The 18,859-nt window shown below is 71.8% G+C and carries 13 protein-coding genes; 4 read left to right on the forward strand and 9 right to left on the reverse strand.

Annotated features, from left to right (window positions below; genetic code table 11):
• Positions 1-48: 48 nt before the first annotated feature.
• Positions 49-894, reverse strand: coding sequence for an SAM-dependent methyltransferase (locus tag NZH93_RS09065; protein ID WP_259622515.1), 846 nt, complete (start codon positions 892-894; stop codon positions 49-51).
• 397 nt (positions 895-1,291) lie between these two features.
• On the opposite strand from NZH93_RS09065, the gene ispH reads away from it, so the two are divergent.
• Genes ispH through ispG form a run of 3 tightly spaced genes read left to right on the forward strand, consistent with a single transcriptional unit; the run spans position 1,292 to position 5,227 of the window.
• A complete protein-coding gene (ispH, locus tag NZH93_RS09070) occupies positions 1,292-2,242 on the forward strand; it encodes a 4-hydroxy-3-methylbut-2-enyl diphosphate reductase (protein WP_259622516.1) in 951 nt (316 codons plus the stop codon).
• A 28-nt stretch (positions 2,243-2,270) separates the two neighbouring features.
• Complete coding sequence (locus NZH93_RS09075; RefSeq protein ID WP_259622517.1) at positions 2,271-4,088, forward strand: 1-deoxy-D-xylulose-5-phosphate synthase; 1,818 nt, start codon at positions 2,271-2,273, stop codon at positions 4,086-4,088.
• Positions 4,085-5,227, forward strand: coding sequence for a flavodoxin-dependent (E)-4-hydroxy-3-methylbut-2-enyl-diphosphate synthase (gene ispG, locus NZH93_RS09080; protein WP_259622518.1), 1,143 nt, complete (start codon positions 4,085-4,087; stop codon positions 5,225-5,227). The genes NZH93_RS09075 and ispG overlap by 4 nt, the downstream gene beginning before the upstream one ends.
• Positions 5,228-5,331: 104 nt before the next feature.
• Here the strand turns inward: ispG and NZH93_RS09085 are convergent, their stop codons facing one another.
• Positions 5,332-5,706: a LuxR C-terminal-related transcriptional regulator gene (locus NZH93_RS09085; protein WP_259622519.1), complete on the reverse strand. Its 375-nt coding sequence runs from the start codon at positions 5,704-5,706 to the stop codon at positions 5,332-5,334.
• A gap of 27 nt (positions 5,707-5,733) precedes the next feature.
• Entirely contained in the window at positions 5,734-5,865 is a 132-nt protein-coding gene (locus NZH93_RS09090) for a hypothetical protein (RefSeq protein WP_259622520.1), read from the reverse strand.
• A 25-nt stretch (positions 5,866-5,890) separates the two neighbouring features.
• Here NZH93_RS09090 and NZH93_RS09095 point away from each other — a divergent pair, with 25 nt between their 5' ends.
• Positions 5,891-6,175 (forward strand): hypothetical protein, encoded by a 285-nt coding sequence (locus NZH93_RS09095; protein WP_259622521.1) that lies wholly within the window; start codon positions 5,891-5,893, stop codon positions 6,173-6,175.
• 81 nt (positions 6,176-6,256) lie between these two features.
• On the opposite strand, the gene NZH93_RS09100 is transcribed toward NZH93_RS09095, so the two are convergent.
• From NZH93_RS09100 to NZH93_RS09125, 6 genes are all read right to left on the reverse strand, one after another.
• Positions 6,257-7,426 (reverse strand): MFS transporter, encoded by a 1,170-nt coding sequence (locus NZH93_RS09100; RefSeq protein WP_259622522.1) that lies wholly within the window; start codon positions 7,424-7,426, stop codon positions 6,257-6,259.
• A gap of 76 nt (positions 7,427-7,502) precedes the next feature.
• Positions 7,503-8,435 carry a ParB/RepB/Spo0J family partition protein gene (locus NZH93_RS09105; protein WP_259622523.1) on the reverse strand — a complete coding sequence of 311 codons (933 nt, stop codon included), beginning with the start codon at positions 8,433-8,435 and terminating at the stop codon, positions 7,503-7,505.
• 648 nt (positions 8,436-9,083) lie between these two features.
• On the reverse strand, positions 9,084-11,432 hold the full coding sequence (locus NZH93_RS50580; RefSeq protein WP_259622524.1) for a helix-turn-helix transcriptional regulator: 2,349 nt from the start codon (positions 11,430-11,432) through the stop codon (positions 9,084-9,086).
• Positions 11,425-13,563 carry an AAA family ATPase gene (locus tag NZH93_RS49660; protein WP_308214182.1) on the reverse strand — a complete coding sequence of 713 codons (2,139 nt, stop codon included), beginning with the start codon at positions 13,561-13,563 and terminating at the stop codon, positions 11,425-11,427. The genes NZH93_RS50580 and NZH93_RS49660 overlap by 8 nt, the downstream gene beginning before the upstream one ends.
• Before the next feature lie 90 nt (positions 13,564-13,653).
• Complete coding sequence (locus tag NZH93_RS09120; RefSeq protein ID WP_259622525.1) at positions 13,654-16,104, reverse strand: LuxR C-terminal-related transcriptional regulator; 2,451 nt, start codon at positions 16,102-16,104, stop codon at positions 13,654-13,656.
• Positions 16,101-18,818 carry a helix-turn-helix transcriptional regulator gene (locus NZH93_RS09125; protein WP_259622526.1) on the reverse strand — a complete coding sequence of 906 codons (2,718 nt, stop codon included), beginning with the start codon at positions 18,816-18,818 and terminating at the stop codon, positions 16,101-16,103. Before NZH93_RS09125 ends, NZH93_RS09120 begins: the two co-directional genes overlap by 4 nt.
• Between the last annotated feature and the right edge of the window lie 41 nt (positions 18,819-18,859).

The raw sequence follows: 18,859 nt of genomic DNA on the forward strand, positions 1-18,859 counted from the left end.
GCCCGGCCGGGGAGGTCCCGGCCGGGCGCCCGCGCGGTCGTGCGCCGCTCACTTCTTCTCGAAGCGCAGGAAACCCAGCTTCAAGCCCCCTGCTCGCCATTCGACGCCCTGCGCCTGGTTCGCCAGCAGGGAGATCCTGAACTGCCTGCGCTCCACCGCGGAGAGGCTGGTGTCGTCGTCCAGCACCGCCTTCGTCCAGGCGGCGCTCTCCTCCCAGAACGGGGCGGTTTCCGCGGTCGCGTCGACCTCGTCGACCAGTTCGAAACCCGCGGCAGCCGCGGCTTCCGCGTAGTCGAGCACCGTGGCCGGTTTCGTGTAGAAGTACTCGGCCCACACGTCGGCGCCGTGGGGGCGGGTGATGAACACTTCCTCCACGCACACGCTGGCACCGGGCCGGAGGACGTGCGACAGGCACTCGAACCACTGCGGGCGGTTGAAGTACCCGCTGCTCTCGATCGCGACCGCCGCGTCGTACGGGCCGTCGTCCACGGTGAGGCGGTTCGCGTCGCAGACCAGCGTCCGGACCTTCCCGCCCTGACCGCAGTCCCGCGCGAACCCGTTGACGACCGGCGCGTGCTCCGGCGCGTTGGTGACCGCCGTGACGTCGGCGCCGTACTCCTGCGCCCAGAAGAGCGAGCCCCCGCCGAGGCCGCAGCCGACGTCCAGGACCTTCCCCGACAGCCGGTGCTCGGCGCCCCAGATCTTGGCCGCGTACCGCAGCAGGCCCTCCTGGTGGAGCCGGATGCTGGCGCGAATGGTGTCCGGCGTCGCGTCCTGGGCGGACGGCGGCGTTTCGGAGGAGGGGTAGTACCCGACGTGGTAGTGAATCCTGGGTCCGGGCCCGTATTTGCGAACCAGCTTGGCTGTTTTGTCGTCGTAGTACTGGCCGACCACCCTTACCTCGTCCTGAGGGTCCAGCGCTGCCAGAGGTGAACTTGAAATGTTTGACACGGTCACTTCTCCAGGGCTCGGATGTCGACGACGTTGGTGAACGGCCTGGTGTGGTCGTTGCGCGGTGCCCGTCATGATTCGACCGGGAATCGAAACGCAGAGCCGCCCTAAATCGAGTGGCAGCTATCGGATTACATACTGGAGGGACGGCCCCGGCCGTGTCAACGACGCGGCGTGAGCATGTTCGACTTTAGGAAAAACCCCAAAGAAGACGGCGAAAAGCCCGGATTGGACTAATCTGCGGATTGGTGGCCGCCGCGTCCGACACCAAAGCCGTGTTCGAGTCCGGCTATTAAGCCGGCGTTCCGGCGCGGACGTCATGGCACGGAACGGAGTGGGAATGAGTGGCGCTAAGCAGGTCCTGCTGGCCGAGCCGCGGAGTTTGTGCGCCGGTGTGCGCCGGGCGATGGCCATCATCGACCTCGCGCTGGAACAGCACGGCGCGCCGATCTACGTCCGCAAGGAGATCGTGCACAACCACTACGTGGTGCGCGAGTTCCAGCGCCGGGGCGTCCGGTTCGTCGACTCCGAGCAGGAGGTGCCGGAGGGCGCGGTGTGCGTCTTCTCCGCGCACGGCGTCTCCCCGCAGGTGCGGCGGAACGCCGACGAGCGCGGGCTGGACGTCCTCGACGCGACCTGTCCCCTGGTGGCCAAGGTGCACCAGGAGGCCCGCCGGTTCGCTCGGGACGGGCGGACGCTGCTGCTGGTCGGGCACGCGGACCACGAGGAGGTCGAGGGCACCTTCGGGCACGCTCCCGACCAGACGATCATCGTCGAGACGGTGGCCGACGCGGAGGCGCTGGACCTCCCCCTCGACACACCGGTCGCCTACCTCACCCAGACCACGCTCTCGGTCGACGAGACGAAGGACATCATCGCCGTGCTCCAGCGCAGGTTCACCGACCTGCGCGGGCCCGCCACCGACGACATCTGCTACGCCAGCCAGAACCGCCAGGACGGCATCAGGGCCATCGTGGACCGGTGCGACCTGGTGCTGGTGGTCGGTTCGACCAACTCCAGCAACTCGATCCGGATGGTCGAGGTGGCCAGGAGGCTAGGTGCCAGAGCGGAACTCGTCCCGGACGTGACCCACTTCGACCCTGAGTGGCTGGTCGGTGCGACCACGGTCGGGGTGAGCGCCGGGGCGAGCGCGCCGGAGATCCTCGTCGACGAACTGGTCGAGCGGCTCGCCGAGCTGGGCCACGCGGACGTGGCCGTGCACCGGGTCGCGACCGAGGACGTCGTGTTCTCCCCGCCCGCGCGGCTGACCGGAGCGGCGGACGTGCCGTGACCGACCGAGATGAGGAGCTCTGTTCGACATGGCGCTGCTGGAAACCGTGCGCGACCCCGCGCGGCTGCGTGAGCTGACCGCCGACGAACTCCGCGACCTCGCCGGGGAGATCCGCGCGTTCCTGGTCGACCGGGTCTCCGCCTCCGGGGGCCACCTCGGGCCCAACCTCGGCGTGGTGGAGCTGACCATCGCGCTGCACACCGTCTTCGACTCCCCGCGCGACCGGTTGCTGTGGGACACCGGGCACCAGTCCTACGTGCACAAGATCCTCACGGGCCGCCAGGCCGGGTTCGGCCGGTTGCGCAAGTCCGACGGGCTCTCCGGGTACCCGAACCCGGAGGAGTCCGAGCACGACCTGGTGGAGAACTCGCACGCGTCCACCGCACTGTCCTATGCGGACGGTCTGGCCAGGGCGGACGCCCACCTCGGCCGACGGGGCCGGGCGACCGTCGCGATCATCGGCGACGGCGCGATGACCGGCGGCATGGCCTGGGAGGCGCTCAACAACATCGCGGGCGGACCGGAACGGCCGCTCGTCATCGTGCTCAACGACAACCAGCGCTCCTACGCGCCGACCGTCGGTGGGCTGGCCGAGCACCTGGCCGACCTGCGCGCCGGGCGCGGGCCGGGCGTGTTCGAACAGCTCGGGCTCGGTTACCTCGGCCCCGTCGACGGTCACGACATCGCCGCCGTCCAGGACTCCCTGCGCCACGCGGTCGCGCTGGGCGGACCGGTGGTGGTGCACGTGATCACCGCCAAGGGCAAGGGGTACCGGCACACCGAGACCAACGACCTCGACCTCGGCCACGCCGTCAAACCGATGGACCCGCACACCGGGCGGGCGCTGAAGGCGTCTCCCCCGTCGTTCACGTCCGTGTTCGGCGAGAAGCTGGTCGAACTCGCCGAGCGGCGCGACGACCTGGTGGCGATCACGGCCGCGATGACCGAGCCGACCGGACTCCTGCCGCTGCAACGCAGGTTCCCGCACCGGGTGATCGACGTCGGCATCGCCGAGCAGCACGCGGTCACGATGGCCGCCGGGCTGTCCCTTGGCGGCGTGCACCCGGTGGTGGCCATCTACTCCACATTCGTCAACCGCGCGCTCGACCAGCTCCTCATGGACGTCGCGCTGCACCGCCGCCCGGTGACGTTCGTCCTCGACCGGTCCGGGGTGACCGGCGACGACGGGCCTAGCCACAACGGCATGTGGGACCTGTCGGTGTTGCAGGTGGTGCCGGGGCTGCGGATCGCGGCACCGCGCGACGGCGCCCGGCTGGCCGAACTGCTGGCCGAAGCCGTGGCGTGGCGCGGAGGTCCGACGATGCTGCGGTTCCCCAAGGGCCCCGCCGGTGAGGACCTGCCCGCCATCGCCACGTTCAACGGGATCGACGTGCTGCGCCGCACCGGTTCGCTGGACGTCCTGATCGTCGCGGTGGGCGCGCTGGCCGGGCTCGCGCTCACCGTCGCCGACGGCGTGCGGGCACAGGGCATCGGGGTGACGGTGGTGGACCCGAGGTGGGTCACCCCGGTCAACACCGCGCTGGCGGACCTGGCCCGCCGCCACCGGCTCGCGATCACGGTCGAGGACAACAGCCGCGCGGGCGGCGTCGGTTCCGCCATCGCGCAGGCGTTGCGGGACGCCGATGTGCACACGCCGCTGCGCGAGTTCGGCATCCCGAGGCGGTTCCTCAGCCACGGGTCGAGGGCCGAGGTGCTCGCCGCCTGCGGGCTGACCGCGCAGGACATCGCCGGGGCCGTGGCGGAACTGCTGACCGGCCTCGACACCGCCCCGCCGGGCATCGACGACCTCGACACCCGGCCGGTCCACGCAGTGGAGGAACGATGACGACCGTCGCACTGGGAATGCCCTCACCGCGCAAGGACGAGGTCCCGCTCTCGGTGGCCACGCGGCGGACCTCCCGCCGAATCATGGTGGGCACGGTGCCGGTCGGCGGTGACGCCCCGGTGTCGGTGCAGTCGATGACCACCACGCCCACCACCGACATCGACGCCACCCTCCAGCAGATCGCCGAGCTCACCGCGGCGGGCTGCGAGATCGTGCGGGTCGCCGTGCCGTCGGCGGACGACGCGGCGGCGCTGCCGACGATCGCGCGCAAGTCGGGGATCCCGGTGATCGCCGACATCCACTTCCAGCCCAGGTACGTGTTCGCCGCGATCGACGCCGGGTGCGCCGCGGTGCGGGTCAACCCCGGCAACATCCGCCAGTTCGACGACCAGGTCGGCGCCATCGCCCGTGCCGCGAAGGACGCGGGCGTGTCGATCCGGATCGGCGTGAACGCCGGGTCGCTGGACAAGCGGTTGCTGCGCAAGCACGGCGGCGTCACCCCGGAGGCGCTGGTGGAGTCGGCGCTGTGGGAGTGCTCGCTGTTCGAGGAGCACGACTACACCGACCTGAAGATCTCGGTGAAGCACCACGACCCGGTGGTGATGATCGAGGCGTACCGCAAGCTCGCCACCCGGTGCGACTACCCGCTCCACCTCGGCGTGACCGAAGCGGGCCCCCGCTTCCAGGGCACGATCAAGTCCTCGGTCGCGTTCGGCGCGCTGCTGGCGGAGGGCATCGGCGACACCATCCGGGTGTCGCTGTCCGCGCCGCCGGTGGAGGAGGTCAAGGTGGGCGCGCAGATCCTGGAGTCGCTCGGGCTGCGGCCGCGGGGACTCGACATCGTGTCGTGCCCGTCCTGCGGCCGGGCGCAGGTCGACGTGCACACCCTCGCCGAGCGGGTCACCGCGGCGCTCGAAGGGTTCCCGGTGCCGTTGCGGGTGGCGGTGATGGGCTGCGTCGTCAACGGGCCGGGTGAGGCCCGCGAAGCCGACATCGGCGTCGCCGCGGGCAACGGCAAGGGCCAGATCTTCGTCAAGGGCGAGGTGATCCGCACGGTTCCGGAGTCGCAGATCGTGGAGACCCTCCTGGCCGAGGCGGCCCGCATCGCCGAGGAGATGGGCGTCGACGTCGAGTCGTGACCCGCCGTCCCACCACCAGGAGGAGCACGTGATGGTCATCCTTCAAGCGGCACAACGCGGTCCGCGCGTGATCGCGCGAACCGCGTGCCGCGAGCCCCCGCGCGTCAGTCCACGGTCTCGCAGGTGACGCGCGGCGGCCACGAGTCCGTTCTCAGTATTTCCAGGACGAACGCCCTCGACACCAGCGCCACGCGGTTCGGCGCCTTCAGCTTGTCGGACATGACGCGGACGTGGTAGTCGATGGTCTTCGAACTGAGGTACAGCTCCCTCGACAGCCGCCCGCTGGAGAAACCGGCCGCGACACCCTCCAGGATCTTGGCCTGGAGGGAACTGAGGGTCCAGCAGCCGACCGGCTGGAACGCCTCGTACTCGGCGGTGCTCGGCGCTCCCGCGCCGGGGAGCACCTGCCCGAAACCGTGCTTTCGGGCGCAGCCCGAGTGGTGCTCGCAGTTCTGCGCGTCGTTCTGCCCGTTATGCATGGCACCTATCCATTCCTGTACAGCCAGTCAGGTCAGGACCGCGATCGGAGGGGTACGGGGTGAGGAGGTGCCGGAACCGCGCCGCGGGTGGCCCCGCGACGTGGGGATCACCAGTTCGAGCACGTCCAACCCGGTGAGGAGAGCCAGTCTTGTGTCCACAGTGGAACGGTTTCGGGGGACGACCGTGACGACGTTCGCGCGCGGTACCGGGACCGCGGCGCAGGCAGCGGCGGACGCGCTGCTCGAGGCCCTGCACGAGGACCTGGGCAGGTTGCCCGCCAGCGCACAGCTCGACGCCGTGCTGTGCCTGCTGGAGGCGGCACGGGTGGTGCTGCGCGCCCCCGATCGGCCGGGTGAGCCCGCGAGCGAGGACCTCGACGACATCCGCGCGACCATGCGCGCCGCGTCGCTGTCGGTGCGCAGCTACCTGTGGCGGACCGCCGACAACGATCCGGTCGCCCGTGAGTGAGGTGCTCGACATGCCGCCTCCCGCCGCGACTCCGAACGGACTCGAAATCCCACCGGGATCCCGTCGGACCTCATCGCCGGGCTAGCCGCGGACCGACGGCGCTCGCACCGTGGTCGCGCCGCGCAGGTCGGGCAGGAAGGTCATGGCTATCGCCGCGCAGGCCATGAAACCCGCGCACACCAGCAGACCGGCGCCCAACCCCGCGCCCGCCGCCAACGCGCCCAGCGTGAGCGGGGCGAACGCGGACACACCGCGGCCGATGTTGTAGCAGAACCCGGCACCGGTCGTCCGCACCCTGGTCGGGAACAGCTCGCCGAGGTACGCGCCGAAGATGCCCGCGTAGGCGGCGAAGAACGCGAACAGCGGCCCCAGCCACAGCAACGCCGTGCGGTCGGCGGCCACCACGTACAGCGGCAGGGTCACCGCCACCCCGGCCAGCGACAGCACCAGCGCGTTCTTGCGGCCGATCCGGTCGGCGATCAGGCCGAAGACGTTGTAGCCGACGAACATCCCGAGGTTGAGGACCGTCAGGAACATCGCGACCGTCGCGGCCGGGATGCCCTTGTCGGCCTGGAGGTAGGTCGGCAGCCACGTGGACGCGCCCCAGGCGCCGAACATCGCGAGCCCGGCCACGACCGCGCCGAGCGAGGTGCGCTTGCGCAGCTCCGGGGCGAAGATCTCCGCCGCCTTCACCGGCGTGGTCTTCTGCTCGGCCCATTCGGCCGACTCGCGGAAGAACACCCCGACGAGGACCAGCGGGATCACCACACCCACCCCGCCGATGAAGAACAGCAGGCGCCAGTCCGGCAGCAGCGCACCCGACAGCAGCGCGGCGACCACCCCGCCGATCGGGAACGAGCTGAGCACGAACGCGACCGCGCGACCGCGTTGCGCCGCGGGCCAGGTCTCGACCACGTAGGTCGACACCACCCCCCAGACCCCGCCCAGTCCCATACCCGCCAGGAAGCGCAGCAGCACGAACATCGTGAAACTCGGAACCACCACGATCGCTGCGGTGAAGACGCCGAACACGGCGAGCGAGACCATCAACGCCCGCTTGCGCCCGTAGTTGTCGGCGAACCAGCCCGCGGTCAGGCTGCTCACCCCGATGCCGAGCAACGTCGCCGTGGCGAGGAGACCGCCCTGCGTCGTCGTCAGCCCGAGATCGGCGCGGATCACGGGTAACGCGAACGACAGCAGCAAGATCTCCAACGCGTCGAACATGTAGGCGACGAACGAGCCTATGAGCACAACCCACCTGTTGGATCCACGCAAGTCGATCAGTCCATTCAGTCGTCGGGGTTCGTTCGAGGGGTCCGCACGATCGTCACTTCACGGCCGGTGTCCCGTCCGACGGCTGAGACCAAGCGTGCTCGGTCTGCCCGCCTTCCTCGTCCTGGGCGCTGATCCGGTCGCCGAACGCGGCCCAGGACCGCGCGTTGTGCCGGGCCAGCGCGGCGACGGCGCCCGCGCAGTGCGCCGGGATGTCCGCCACCGGTGGAGCCGCCTGCCCGGTCACGGTGTGCGCGTCGAGCCACCGCAGCAGGGTCCGGCCCGCCTCGGTGAGCCGCAGCGACGGGTCCTTGCACAGGGTGCGCATGATCGCGGCGGGATCGGGGTCGACGTCGGCCCTGGCCGTCGTCTGGCGGCGCGGCGCACCCGCGCCCGCCGCGGGCCGGTTCGGTTCCGCGGCCTCCTTCCTCGCAGGGACGGGGTCTTCGCCGCGGCTGATCCGGTTGCGCACGTCCAGTACAGTCGAGGGCGCGATGCCCGCCGCCCTGGCGATGTCGCGCAGCGACCGGTTCGCGTCGGCGCGCATCAGTTCACCGGCCAGCCTGCGGCCCTCCGAACTGTCGAGCGGGCGCCGCCTGCCGTCCCGGCCGATCCGGGTGTTCGACCGAGCGTCCTCGACGGTCGAACACCTGCGGATCTCCCCCACCGTGCTCGCGGTCAGGCCGCTCACCAGGGCGATCCACCGGTCCGACCGGGTCGGGTGGGTCACGATGATCCGCGCGGCGGCCGCTTTGCGGTCGGCGACCGAGAGCGGTAGGCCGTTGGCCGTGTTCGCCTCGACCGCGAGCACGAACGCGTCGTCCTCGTCGCCGTCGAAGAACTGCGCCTCGACGTGGTCGCGGGCGCTCAGTTCCGCGGCTCGCACCCGCTGCACGCCGTCGATCACGCACATGGTGCTGCGGTGCACGATGATCGGCGGCATCCGGGCGTTCGTCCTCGCCAGGACGCGGATGTGTTCCGCGCTCACACCACTCGTCCTCGGTGAACCGCCGAGCCGCAACCGACCGATCGGCACCATCTCGGCGGGAATGAGGCCCGCCTGGTAGGCGTGCCACTGAGACGGCAGTTCTTGGCCGCCGAATTCAAAGCCTTGATGTCGCAACAAAGTCCTCCTTCGGTGCGCGATCGATCGCGAGCGACTCTTCCATTCACCGAGGAATCAGTTTGACCGGCGACCGTGCCCCGCACAAGCACACAATCGAGTAGGAACCTGCCCGGTTTTCCTGAATCCTGCCCGATTTCCGCCCGAATCGAGACAGTCGCGGACACCGCGCCGAGTCCCATTGCCCGCCGATCCGATCGCCGGGCAGAGCAAAACGACTCGACCGTCTGGATAGGACGATTCCGAACCATTCCCGCTGGACGATCGACGATTTCGACCGATCTTGACACAGTGAAAGATCCCAGGTCCGAGGCTACGACCGACTCCCGGAACACGGCTAATACTGTGGTCCGGCCACGTGCCGGGTCGGTCGACCCGAGAAGTCACCGCCGGAAGGTACGGCCCAATCGAGACGCGTCCACTGGGCTTCCATTGGCCTACCGGTCAACTTTCCGGAAGTTCGGCCGGAATTCGAACACGACCTCGTCGACTCGGGCATGTTCCGGTCACGGCCTAGAACGGGTGGTTCAGCGCACCGGCCAGTTCTGCCCGGCCCAGGACGCCGAGCTTCCGGTAGGAGTTCGTCAGGTGCTTCTCAATGGCCCTGACGCTCACCGAAAGCGCGTTCGCCATCTCCTGGTTCGACCGGCCCGCCACCGCGAGCGCCACCACCCTCCGTTCGGTGCGGGTGAGTTCGGCACGCCGGACCTCGCCGCGCAGGTGGGTCCCGGCCTGCCTCGCCAGACGCCGGTCTCCGCGTTCGACAGCGATGTCGTGGCACCGTCGCAGGTGTTCGGCTGCGGCCTGCTCGTCCTGGTCGCGCAGCCGCAGCCCCAACGCCAGGTGGGCGCGCGCCAGTTCCAACCGGTCGGCCGAGGAGGAGAGGGCGTCCACGGCCGCGCGCACCAGGTCCGTGCCCTCGGTTCCCCCCGTCAGTCCGCCGAGCACGCGCAGGGTCCGGCCGACACCGGCGGGGGCACCCCATTCGACAGCGCGATCGTGGTCGTCCTCGGCGAGGCTCCTGGCCGCGCCGGTGTCACCGAGCCGCTGGTGCAGCCGGACCGCCGTGGTTCGCCACGGGAAGAGCACGACGTTCCGCCAGCCCGACCGGTCGAGCCGACGGCCCGCGTCAGTCAGGCGGCGCAGACCACCCCGCGCGTCACCCCTGGCCGCAGCGTCCGCGCCCCGCACCACGTCGAGCACGGCGGCGGTGCAGACGTTGTCCACCCTGGCGGGGAGGCGCGCCAGCAGGCGCTCGGACCACCGCTCGTCCTGGACCTTGAGCGCCACCAAGGCCAACGTGAGCAGCACGTCCTGGCCGACGTCACCCGGACCACGCTCAAGCACGTTGTGAGCCAGGAGAACCGCGTCGGCGACCTCACCCCGGTGGGCGGCCACGAGTGCCCTGCTCGCCAGGAGCGACGCCTGGTCGTCCGCCGTGCCAGGCCCGGTCGCCAGCGCCCGGTCCGCGTTGCGCGGGGAATCGGCCGCGCACAAGGTCTTCACGAGGAGCCGCGTCATCTCGTCCACCCGCCCGGCGCCCGGCGGTACGTGATCGAGGAGGCGATCGGCCAGTGCCGCCACGTCTTCCGCGGGTGTGCGCGACACCAGCGCGGCCGAGAACGACAGCACCGTAAGCAGTTCTCGTTCCGCCGCACCGGCTGTCCCCGGCTCGGGCCCGAACTCCCCCAGCCGTGTGGTGGAGTCGGTGAGCTCGCCGAGATCCGTGTGCCCGGCGTACCGCAGCCGTGCCTCGATCCGCAGCGACAGGTCGCGGTCGCCGAGACGCCGAACGTCCTGCTCGACCTCGCCGATGACGTCCCGAGCCAGCGGCGGAACCGCGCCCAGCGCCGCGATGGGCATCCTGAGCACGGCCGCGACCCGATCCCGTCCCGACTCGTACGCCTGGATCGCGTGGCACAGGTGCTGCAAGGCAGGCAGGCCGTCCGTCGCGCTCTCGGCGACGGCGAGGTCGACCAGCAGCGCGGCCCGGTCGGGCCCCGGCTCCGACACGGCCCGGCGCAGGAGGTCCAGCGCGATCGGCCGCTGTCCCTGGCGCAGCGCGGCGGTCCGGAGGACGTCCGTGGCCCACTCGGGGAGGGCGGCCCCGGTCGCGACGAGGTGTTCGGCGACGTCCTCGGCCGGCTGCCCCCGGTCGAACAGCAGCGCGGCGGCGGCCGCGTGGTTGGTGTCGAACTCGGAGGTCGTCATCGTGGCGAGCACGGCGTTCCGCACCGCCGGATCGACGAAACGCGGATCGCGCGACGAGGTCACGAATCCGAGTGCGCGAAGACTCCTCACCGCCGTACCGAAGGTGACGTCGTCGAGCCCGGCCAGGTCGGTGATCAGGCCGGGATCGGCGTGATCACCGAGCACGGCCATGGCCTTGGCGACGCCCCACACTGGTTCGGGCTGTCGACGCAGGCAGTCGACCACCCGCCGCTGGGACCACCCGGCCGACTCCCGCTCCACTCGCACGACGGAGCCGGGAAGCGCGATCTCGGCACCCGGCTCGCCATCCCGGACAGCGGTCACCACCAGGGCGCTCGCGGCAACGTCGACCAGCCACCGCACGGACGGTTCGTCCGCCCACTGCAAGTCGTCCACCACGATGACGGCGAAGCCGACCGGGACGGGCCGGAGTTGGTCGGCCACACCGAACTCCCAGTCGCGTTCAGCGGGTGTTCCGCTCGCGCGCAGCACGACCGCCCCGGCGCTGTCCGCCTGCCCGGCCAGCGCCCGCAGCAACGCGGTTTTCCCCGCGCCCATCGGGCCGCGGACGGTCACGAAGGCCCCGGTACCGGAAGCCGCCGCCCGCAGGGCCTTCGTCAGGTGGTCCATCCCAGGCTGCGCGTCACCCACGGGTCAGCTCCGACAACCGGCCCGCGGTCACGGGGTTCCTGACGAAGAAGCCGGGTAACAGCCGCGCCACGAACGCCTTGGCGGCCTCCCCCGCGGGCAGGCCGTTCACCACGTCCGCGAACTCCTGCGTCTCCCGCAGAACTCCGGGAACACCCCACTCCGCGGCCAGGTCCTGGGCTTCGGCGAGCAGGGCGTCGGCGTGCGCGACCTCGCCCGCGGCCCGCCACGCCACCGCCGCGAACAACCGCCAGGGCAGCACGGCGGGGTTGACCACGCCCATGTCCCGCAGGCAGCGGCCGCACTCGACGAAGGTCCGGGCCGCGGTCGCGGGGTCCGGCACCAGCGCGACCAGCCCGTGGGCGAACAGCCGCCAGGCGTACGTCAGGCCGTGCGCGACACCGGTCGTCGTCTTGCGGGCCAACGCTTGGCGGGCTTCGTCCACCAGCCCCGCCGCCAGCAGCAGCACCACCTCCAGCACCAGGTGTCGAGCGCCGAGCAGGGGACGCCAGCAGTCGCGCGGGAGTTCCGCCTCCATGCCCGCCAGTTCCTCCGCCGCCTCGACGGCCCGCCCCTGCCGCAGCAGCACCGAGCAGCGCAGCGCCATCGCCTCGACGACGGTCACCCGTGCGCCGTACCGGCGGCCGTCCACCAGGACGGCGTCGATGCCCGCCAGCGCGGTCTCGTACTCGGCGGCCCAGGACAGCACGTCGGCCGCCGCGATGCGAGGCGTGAGCGGCCCCGAACCGCGAACGGCCAGAGCGCTGGTCGCCAACGCCACCGCGAGCGCGCCACCACTCCCGCCACGGGCCAGGCGCCAGGCGGCTATCCCCTTGCACACCGGGTCGACGGGCGGGTCCCGCAGCGGCGGCACGGCGGGCACGCCGAGTTCGTCGTGCTCGCCCGCCACGCTCACGACGTACCAGTAGAGGCCCCTCAACGCCTCCTGTTCGGACTCGGCCAGATCCGGGTGCGCCAGCGCGGTCTCGATGGCGCGCCGGGACACCCCGTGGTGTTCCCGGCAGGCCAGCGCGTCCGCCGCGCGCAGACGCGCGTCGGACACCGCCGGGTCGGTCATGTGCAGGACCCGCACCAGGCGCCGATCACCGGCTTCCGGCGCGTGGTCCAGTTCGCACTGCGCGAGCTGGATCAGGATGTCCGCGCGCGTCGCCTCGTCCGCGGGCTCGTCCAGCGCCCGGATCAGCAGTCTGGCGGCGTCCGCCGTACTCCCCGTAGCGGCCAGCACCCGCGCCGCGCGCTGGAGCGCCTGCCGGGCCCACGGCGTGCCACCAGGTGGTGCCTCGACCAGGAGCGCGCCCATCCGCTCGAAGCCGAGCGCGGCCCGATGACCGAGCACCACCGCCCTGGACCGCAGCTCGTCCCGCTGGTCACCGCTCATCGCGGCGAGCACGGCACGGGCCACGTCGTCGGTCATCCCCGGTTCGTCGGTCGCGACCAGTCCGAGCCCGCGCAACCTCGTCAGCGCCCGATCGGCGAGCACGCGGTCCAGGTCCGCGAGTTCCCGCACCAGCGACCACTCGAAGCCGCACACCGCCATGGCGCGCAACAACCTCGTGTCCTCCTCGGACACGAGCTGCAGCGTTCGCGCGATCCGGTCCTCGTCCGCGATGGGCGCGGGCAGACGAACGACGTACCAGGGCGGCGCGGTGACCGAGCAGTCCTCGGCCTGCTCCGCGAGCACGTCCTCCGCCGCCGTGCCGAGTCCGGCGGTGGCCAGTGCCACCACCACGGGGCCCCGGTGGATCCTGCGCAGCAGCGCGCGGAGCCAGGCGACCGAGCGCTCGTCCATCCACTGCGCGTCGTCGAACACGAGGACCAACGGCCCGGCTTCGAGGACAGCGCGGCACAGCGCCGTCGTCGAGGAGTCCGGGTCGACGCCGAGATCGGCCATGACCCGTGCGAGCACCGCACCATCCACATCGGACTCGACCGCCGACGCGCGAGCGGCGACCAGGCGTATCCCCTGCCCGGTCAGGTGATCGGCGATCCGCCACACCACGGCGGTGCGGCCGGAACCCGGCGGACCGGCCACCTCGAAGACGGCTCCACCACCGCGACGCAGGTTTCCGAGGAGTTCGGTGACGAGTTCCCGTTCGCTGATCTCCTTGCTCACGCGGAACTTCCTGACCGCTGGAGTCGATCACTGGTCACGCCGTGACGCTATTGATCTCGTCACGGCACGTCAACGGAGGTCGCACCGGCATCAGGCCGACGGCCCCGGACCGACAGCGGACAACGCCGCCGACAGCCCACCGCGGCCCGGCACGCCGAGCTTGCGGTACGCGTTCGTCAGGTGCTTCTCCACGACCCGCACACCCACCTCCATGACTTCCGCGATCTCCTGGTTGGAACGGCCTGCCAGCGCGAGTTCCACGACGCGCCGCTGCGCACCCGTCAAGGCGAACCCGTCGTCGCCGTGCCCGGCGGCCGAGGCCACCCGTGCGTCCAGCGGGTTATCCCCGCACTCCACGGCCACCGCGGAGGACCGTTCCACGCTGTGCCGGTCCGCTGTCCGCGTTCCCACCTGCCACAGCGCCCTGGCCAGGTCGAACCGGTTGGCCGACCCTTCGAGGACGCCCACGGCCCGCCGCAGCGCCGCGACACCGGCGTCCCCCTCCGTCATCGATCCGAGGTGGCACAAGGCTCTCCCGACACCGGCCGCCGAACCCCACTCCACCGCGAGCGCGTGCTGTTCCACGGCCAACGCCCGCGCCGCGTCGACATCGCCCAGGCGCCACAGGATCCGGGCCGCCTCCGCACGCCACGGGTACAGCACGGGGTTGCGCCAACCGAGTTCCTTCAACTGGCTGCCCGCGCCCCTCAGGTGGGCCAGCCCGGCTTGCGGATCCATGGCCGCCACGCTGGCCGCGCCGCACAGCAACTGGTACGCGACCGACAGCGCCGGGTTGTGCGTTTCCTTCTCCACCAGCGGGATCAGCCTGGTGACGAGGTGGTCGTCCTGGGTCTCCCAGGCGACCGAGGCGAGCGTCACCAGCACCTCGGAGGCGAGTCCGTGTGGTCCCGCCGTGGCGAGGATGTTCTCGGCGATGCTCCGCGCCGCGGCGATCCTCCCGCAGTGCAGCAGCACCAACACCTGTTCGGCCTCGATGAAGACCTGCTCCGCGACGGCGTTGGCGGCGAGCGACCGCTCCATCGCGCTGTTCAGCCAGACCGACACGGCGTCCACCGAGTCGGCCGCGCACAACGTGGTCACCAAGGTCGCGATCGGCGTGTGGACGTGATCCGGCTGGGCCGGTGACTGGGCCAGCAACCGCCGCGCGACCGCCGCGACGTCACCGGCACGCCACACCGAGGCGACCGTCGCGCAGTGCAGCCGCACGGACAGCAGCTCGCGTCCCGCGCTCGTCGTCGGGATGGTCTCGTCCGGGCGCTCGCCCAGCCGGTCGACGCACCTCGCGAACCTGCCCGGCGCCAGGCATTCCGCGTGGTGCGACCGCGCCTCGACCCGCAGGGCGAGGTCTGCCACCACTCCGTCGTGTGGTCGCGCCGCCCGCAGCTCGTCCTCGACGCCCTGGAACAGTTCCCGCACCGCGGGAGGCGCCTCGACCAGTGCTCCCGGCACGAACCTCGCCACGATCGCGGCCCGTTCCCGAGTGGTGGCCACCATCCGGGCCGCGACCGACAGGTGCGCCGCGGCAGCGGCCCGATCGACGCCGCGCTCCGCGGCGGCCAGGTCGACGAGCAACGTCACCCGCCTCCACCCGGCCTGAGGTTGTTCCAGCAGCGCGCGGCGGAGGTACTCCACGGCGACCAGGGGCGCGCCGCGACCCATCGCCGACTCCGCCGCCGCACGCAGGACGTCAACGGCCCAAAGCCCCTGGGCGCACGTGATGGCCAGCAGCCTGGCGGCCACGACCTCGGCGGGCCTGCCCACGTCGTGCAGCAGGCGAGCGGCCCTGGTCTGCAACCGGGCCCGGTCCGCGGGGGCCATCGTCCCCTCGACCGCCTCCCGCACGACGCGGTGGACGAACCGCGGCCCCGTCCGGTCGACGAGGCCGAGCCTGTCCATCGCCCGCAGCACGGTCGCGCACCCGACCTCGTCGACCGCCGCGAGGGACACGAGCACCTCGATGTCCGGGTCGTCGCCCAGGACCACCATCGCGTCCAGGACGGAACGCACCCGCGAAGGCTGTGCCCGCAGACAGGTGACGAGTTCCCGTCTCGACGCCTCCGCCACAGCCGGGCGGTCCAGCCGAACGACGTGAGCCGCTCGGCGAACGACCTGCTCCACGAGAGGCGAGTCGGACCACACGTCGCCGTCGCGCACGCAGACCACCATCACCACCGGGACCCGGTCCAGCCGGTCAGCCGCGCACGCCAGCGCGCGCAACGACTCCTCGTCCGCCCAGTGCAGGTCGTCCACCGCGATCAGGGTCGGGCCGACCAGCAGCCCGCGCAGTCCGTCCGGCCGCGTCGAACCGGTGAGCTGGTGCACCACGCCGAACGGGAAGCCCCGTTCCGGCCTGGCCCCGGTCGCCCGCGCCACCCGGACGCCCAGGCTCTCCGCCACCCTCCTCGCGTCCTGCAACACCGCCGAACCGCCGCTGCCCAACGGTCCCCGGAGCACCACGAGCGAGCCCGCGCCGGACCGGGCGAGGCGGAGTGCCGTCGCGATGACTTCGAGGCCCGTCATGCCGTGGTGGCGCACAGACCGGAGTCGAGCGCGGCAGGCAGGTCCGCGCGCAGCTCGACACCGAGCTTCCGGTACACATTGGACAGATGGCTCTCGACCGTGCGGACCGTCACGAACAGCTCCTCGGCGATCTCCCGGTTGGTGGCGCCCGCCGCGGCGCGCTCCGCGACCCGCCGCTCACGGCCGCTGAGCGCGTCCGCCGGTCTGGCGCCCAGTCTCGGCATGCGTCCACCGGCCAGGACGAGCAGGTCCCTCGCCTCCGCCGCCGCCTGGCGGTCACCCAGGCGGATCGCCAGGGTGACCGCGGTCCGCAGGTGCTCGCGAGCCCCTTTGGCGTCACCGTCCGACAACCGCGACTCCCCCAGCAGGCGCACCGAGCGGACGTGCAGCGGCCGGGCGGAGGACCCGGACAGCTCCGCCACCGCGGCACCGAGCAGTTCCGCCGCCGCCACCCCGGTGGCCACCATCCCGCTGGCCATCAAGCTGAGCCCCCTCGCTTCGAGGGTGTCCCACCGTCGGGCGCGCTCGGCCCCGAACTCGGCGAGTTCGACGGCCTCCCCCCGCTGGCCAAGGCGCACCAGCAGGCAGACGGCGTCCAGCCACCACGGGGCCCACACCGGGTTGTGGATGCCCGCGGACGTCAACTGCCGCCCGCATTCGAGCAGGAGGTCCACCGCGCCGGTGAGGTCACCGCGGGCCCGGCGCACCGCCGCCTTCATGATCATCACGGGTCCGTACGCCCAGCCGAACCACGGCTCCCCCACCCGGTCGAGCTGTTCCTCGGCCTCGGCGAGGTAGCCCTGCTTCAGCAGGATCGACGCCATGGTCGCGCAGGGCAGCGCGACCTCCACCGGCGTCGCCGCCCGTTCGAAGACCTCCAACGCGGTCCGCGCGTCGGCGTGGGCCTCCGCGAGGTCACCGGCGTTGTCGAGCAGACCCGCCCTGGTCGACAGCGCCAGCGCGTGGACGTCGAGCGCGCCGTCCGCGCCGCTCGTGGTGATCAGCCGGTCCAGGGCCGCCTTCGCCTCGGCGGGCTCACCGGACAGGCCGAGCACCGCCGCGGCGGCCACCGCGGGCCCGGCGTGCACCGCCGAGCCGGGGACCAGGCCCAACCTGGCCAGGTCGACGGTCGCCTGGACCGACTCACCGGCCAGCATCTCGGCCTGGGCGGCCACCCCGGAGATCAGCCGTCCCGACGCGGTGTTCGGCACCCGCTGGGCGGGCACCCGGTAGTGCGTGAGGAGCTGCGCGGTACTGGCCCGCTTGCCCACTCTCGCGGTCAGCAGCACGGTGGGCACCCGGAGCAGCAGCTCGCCGTCGATCTCGGAGTTCTCGCCCTCGTCCAGGATCGTGGCGAGCCGGTCGAACGCGGCCTCCGACCACGTGTCCGTGACCGACCGGCGCGAGAACCCCGTCTTCGCCCCGGTGTCCGTCATCTGGTCGACGACCTCGACCAGGCTGGGCAACGCCGCGGCGGGCTCCATCATCACCAGCACGTCCGCCAGCTCCAGCAGGGTGGCCGGGTGGCCGGGTTCCTGGTCGAGAACCCTGGTCAGGTAACGCTCGGCCGTGTCCAGGGCGCCTCGCCGGACGGCTGCCGCCGCCGCTTCCCGCAGGGCGCAGCACATCCAGACCTCGGGCAGTGCGGGCAGCCACATGAGCTGACCGGCGACCTCCTCAGCCGAGCGCCCCTCGTCGTTGAGCAAGGTCGCGGCCCGGTGACGCAGTTCCACCACCCTTCCGGGCGATAAGGCGGACAGCACGGCACCGGCGATGTCCTCGTGCCGGAACGCCAATCCCTGTGCGGCAAGCACTTCCTCGCGACGCAGCGCGTCCACCGCGCTCGTCACGAACGGCTCGGGCAGGTGGAGGAACCTGCCCACCGTACGAACGTCGGCGGGGCCGAGCACGGCGATGGCGCGGGCCACCTCGTGGGCGTGGCCTCCCTGCTCGTCGAGCAGGTCCGGCAAACACCCGGTGACCACCTGCCTGCCGAGTTCCCGAACGTGCTCGACGCCGCTCTCGTCCGGAGCCACGTCACGTGCGCACAACGAGGTCAGCAACCTGGTCAGCCACCACGGTTTCCCGCCGGTGATCAGGCCGCACGCCTCGGCGAACACCGGATCGGGGTCGCGGCCGAAGGCCCGCCCGAGCAGGGTCACCACGTCCGGGGTCGACAGCGGCGCGAGGTCGACGACCGTCGTCGGACCGATGTCGACCATGTCCGCGAACACCAGGTCGGCCTGCTCGACGACACCGGGCCGCCAAGCCAGGACGACCACCAGCGGTAACTCGCCGGATCTCCGCAACAGGAAGTCGATCCACCGCAGGGTCCGCCCATCGCAGGCGTTCGCGTCGTCGAGCAGGATGACGAGCGGCCGGTCCGCCATCAGGGTCACCGCGATCCGGTGCAACCCGCACAGCACGGCGTAGTGGTCGTCCGACTGCCCGGTGCCCGGAAGTGCCGCGGCGGGTCCGAGCGGCTCCAACAACTCCCGCACCGAGCCGTACTCCGCGACCTGGGCACGACCGGTCGCGGACAGCACCGTCACGTCGTGCGAGCCGAGCACCCGCCGGACCTCGGCCAGCAGACCGGTCTTGCCGATCCCCCTCGCGCCACGCACCAGGGCCAGGTGCGCGCCCGCGTCACGGCTGGTCTCCGCCAGGCGGACGAGGTTCTCGCACTCCGCCTTCCGACCGACCAGGTCAGCCACTGTCGCTCCTCGATAACCAAAGCCGAGCCCGAGCCTGCGGG

The sequence above is a fragment of the Umezawaea endophytica genome, from assembly GCF_025061645.1.
GTDB classification, from domain to species: Bacteria; Actinomycetota; Actinomycetes; order Mycobacteriales; family Pseudonocardiaceae; genus Umezawaea; species Umezawaea endophytica.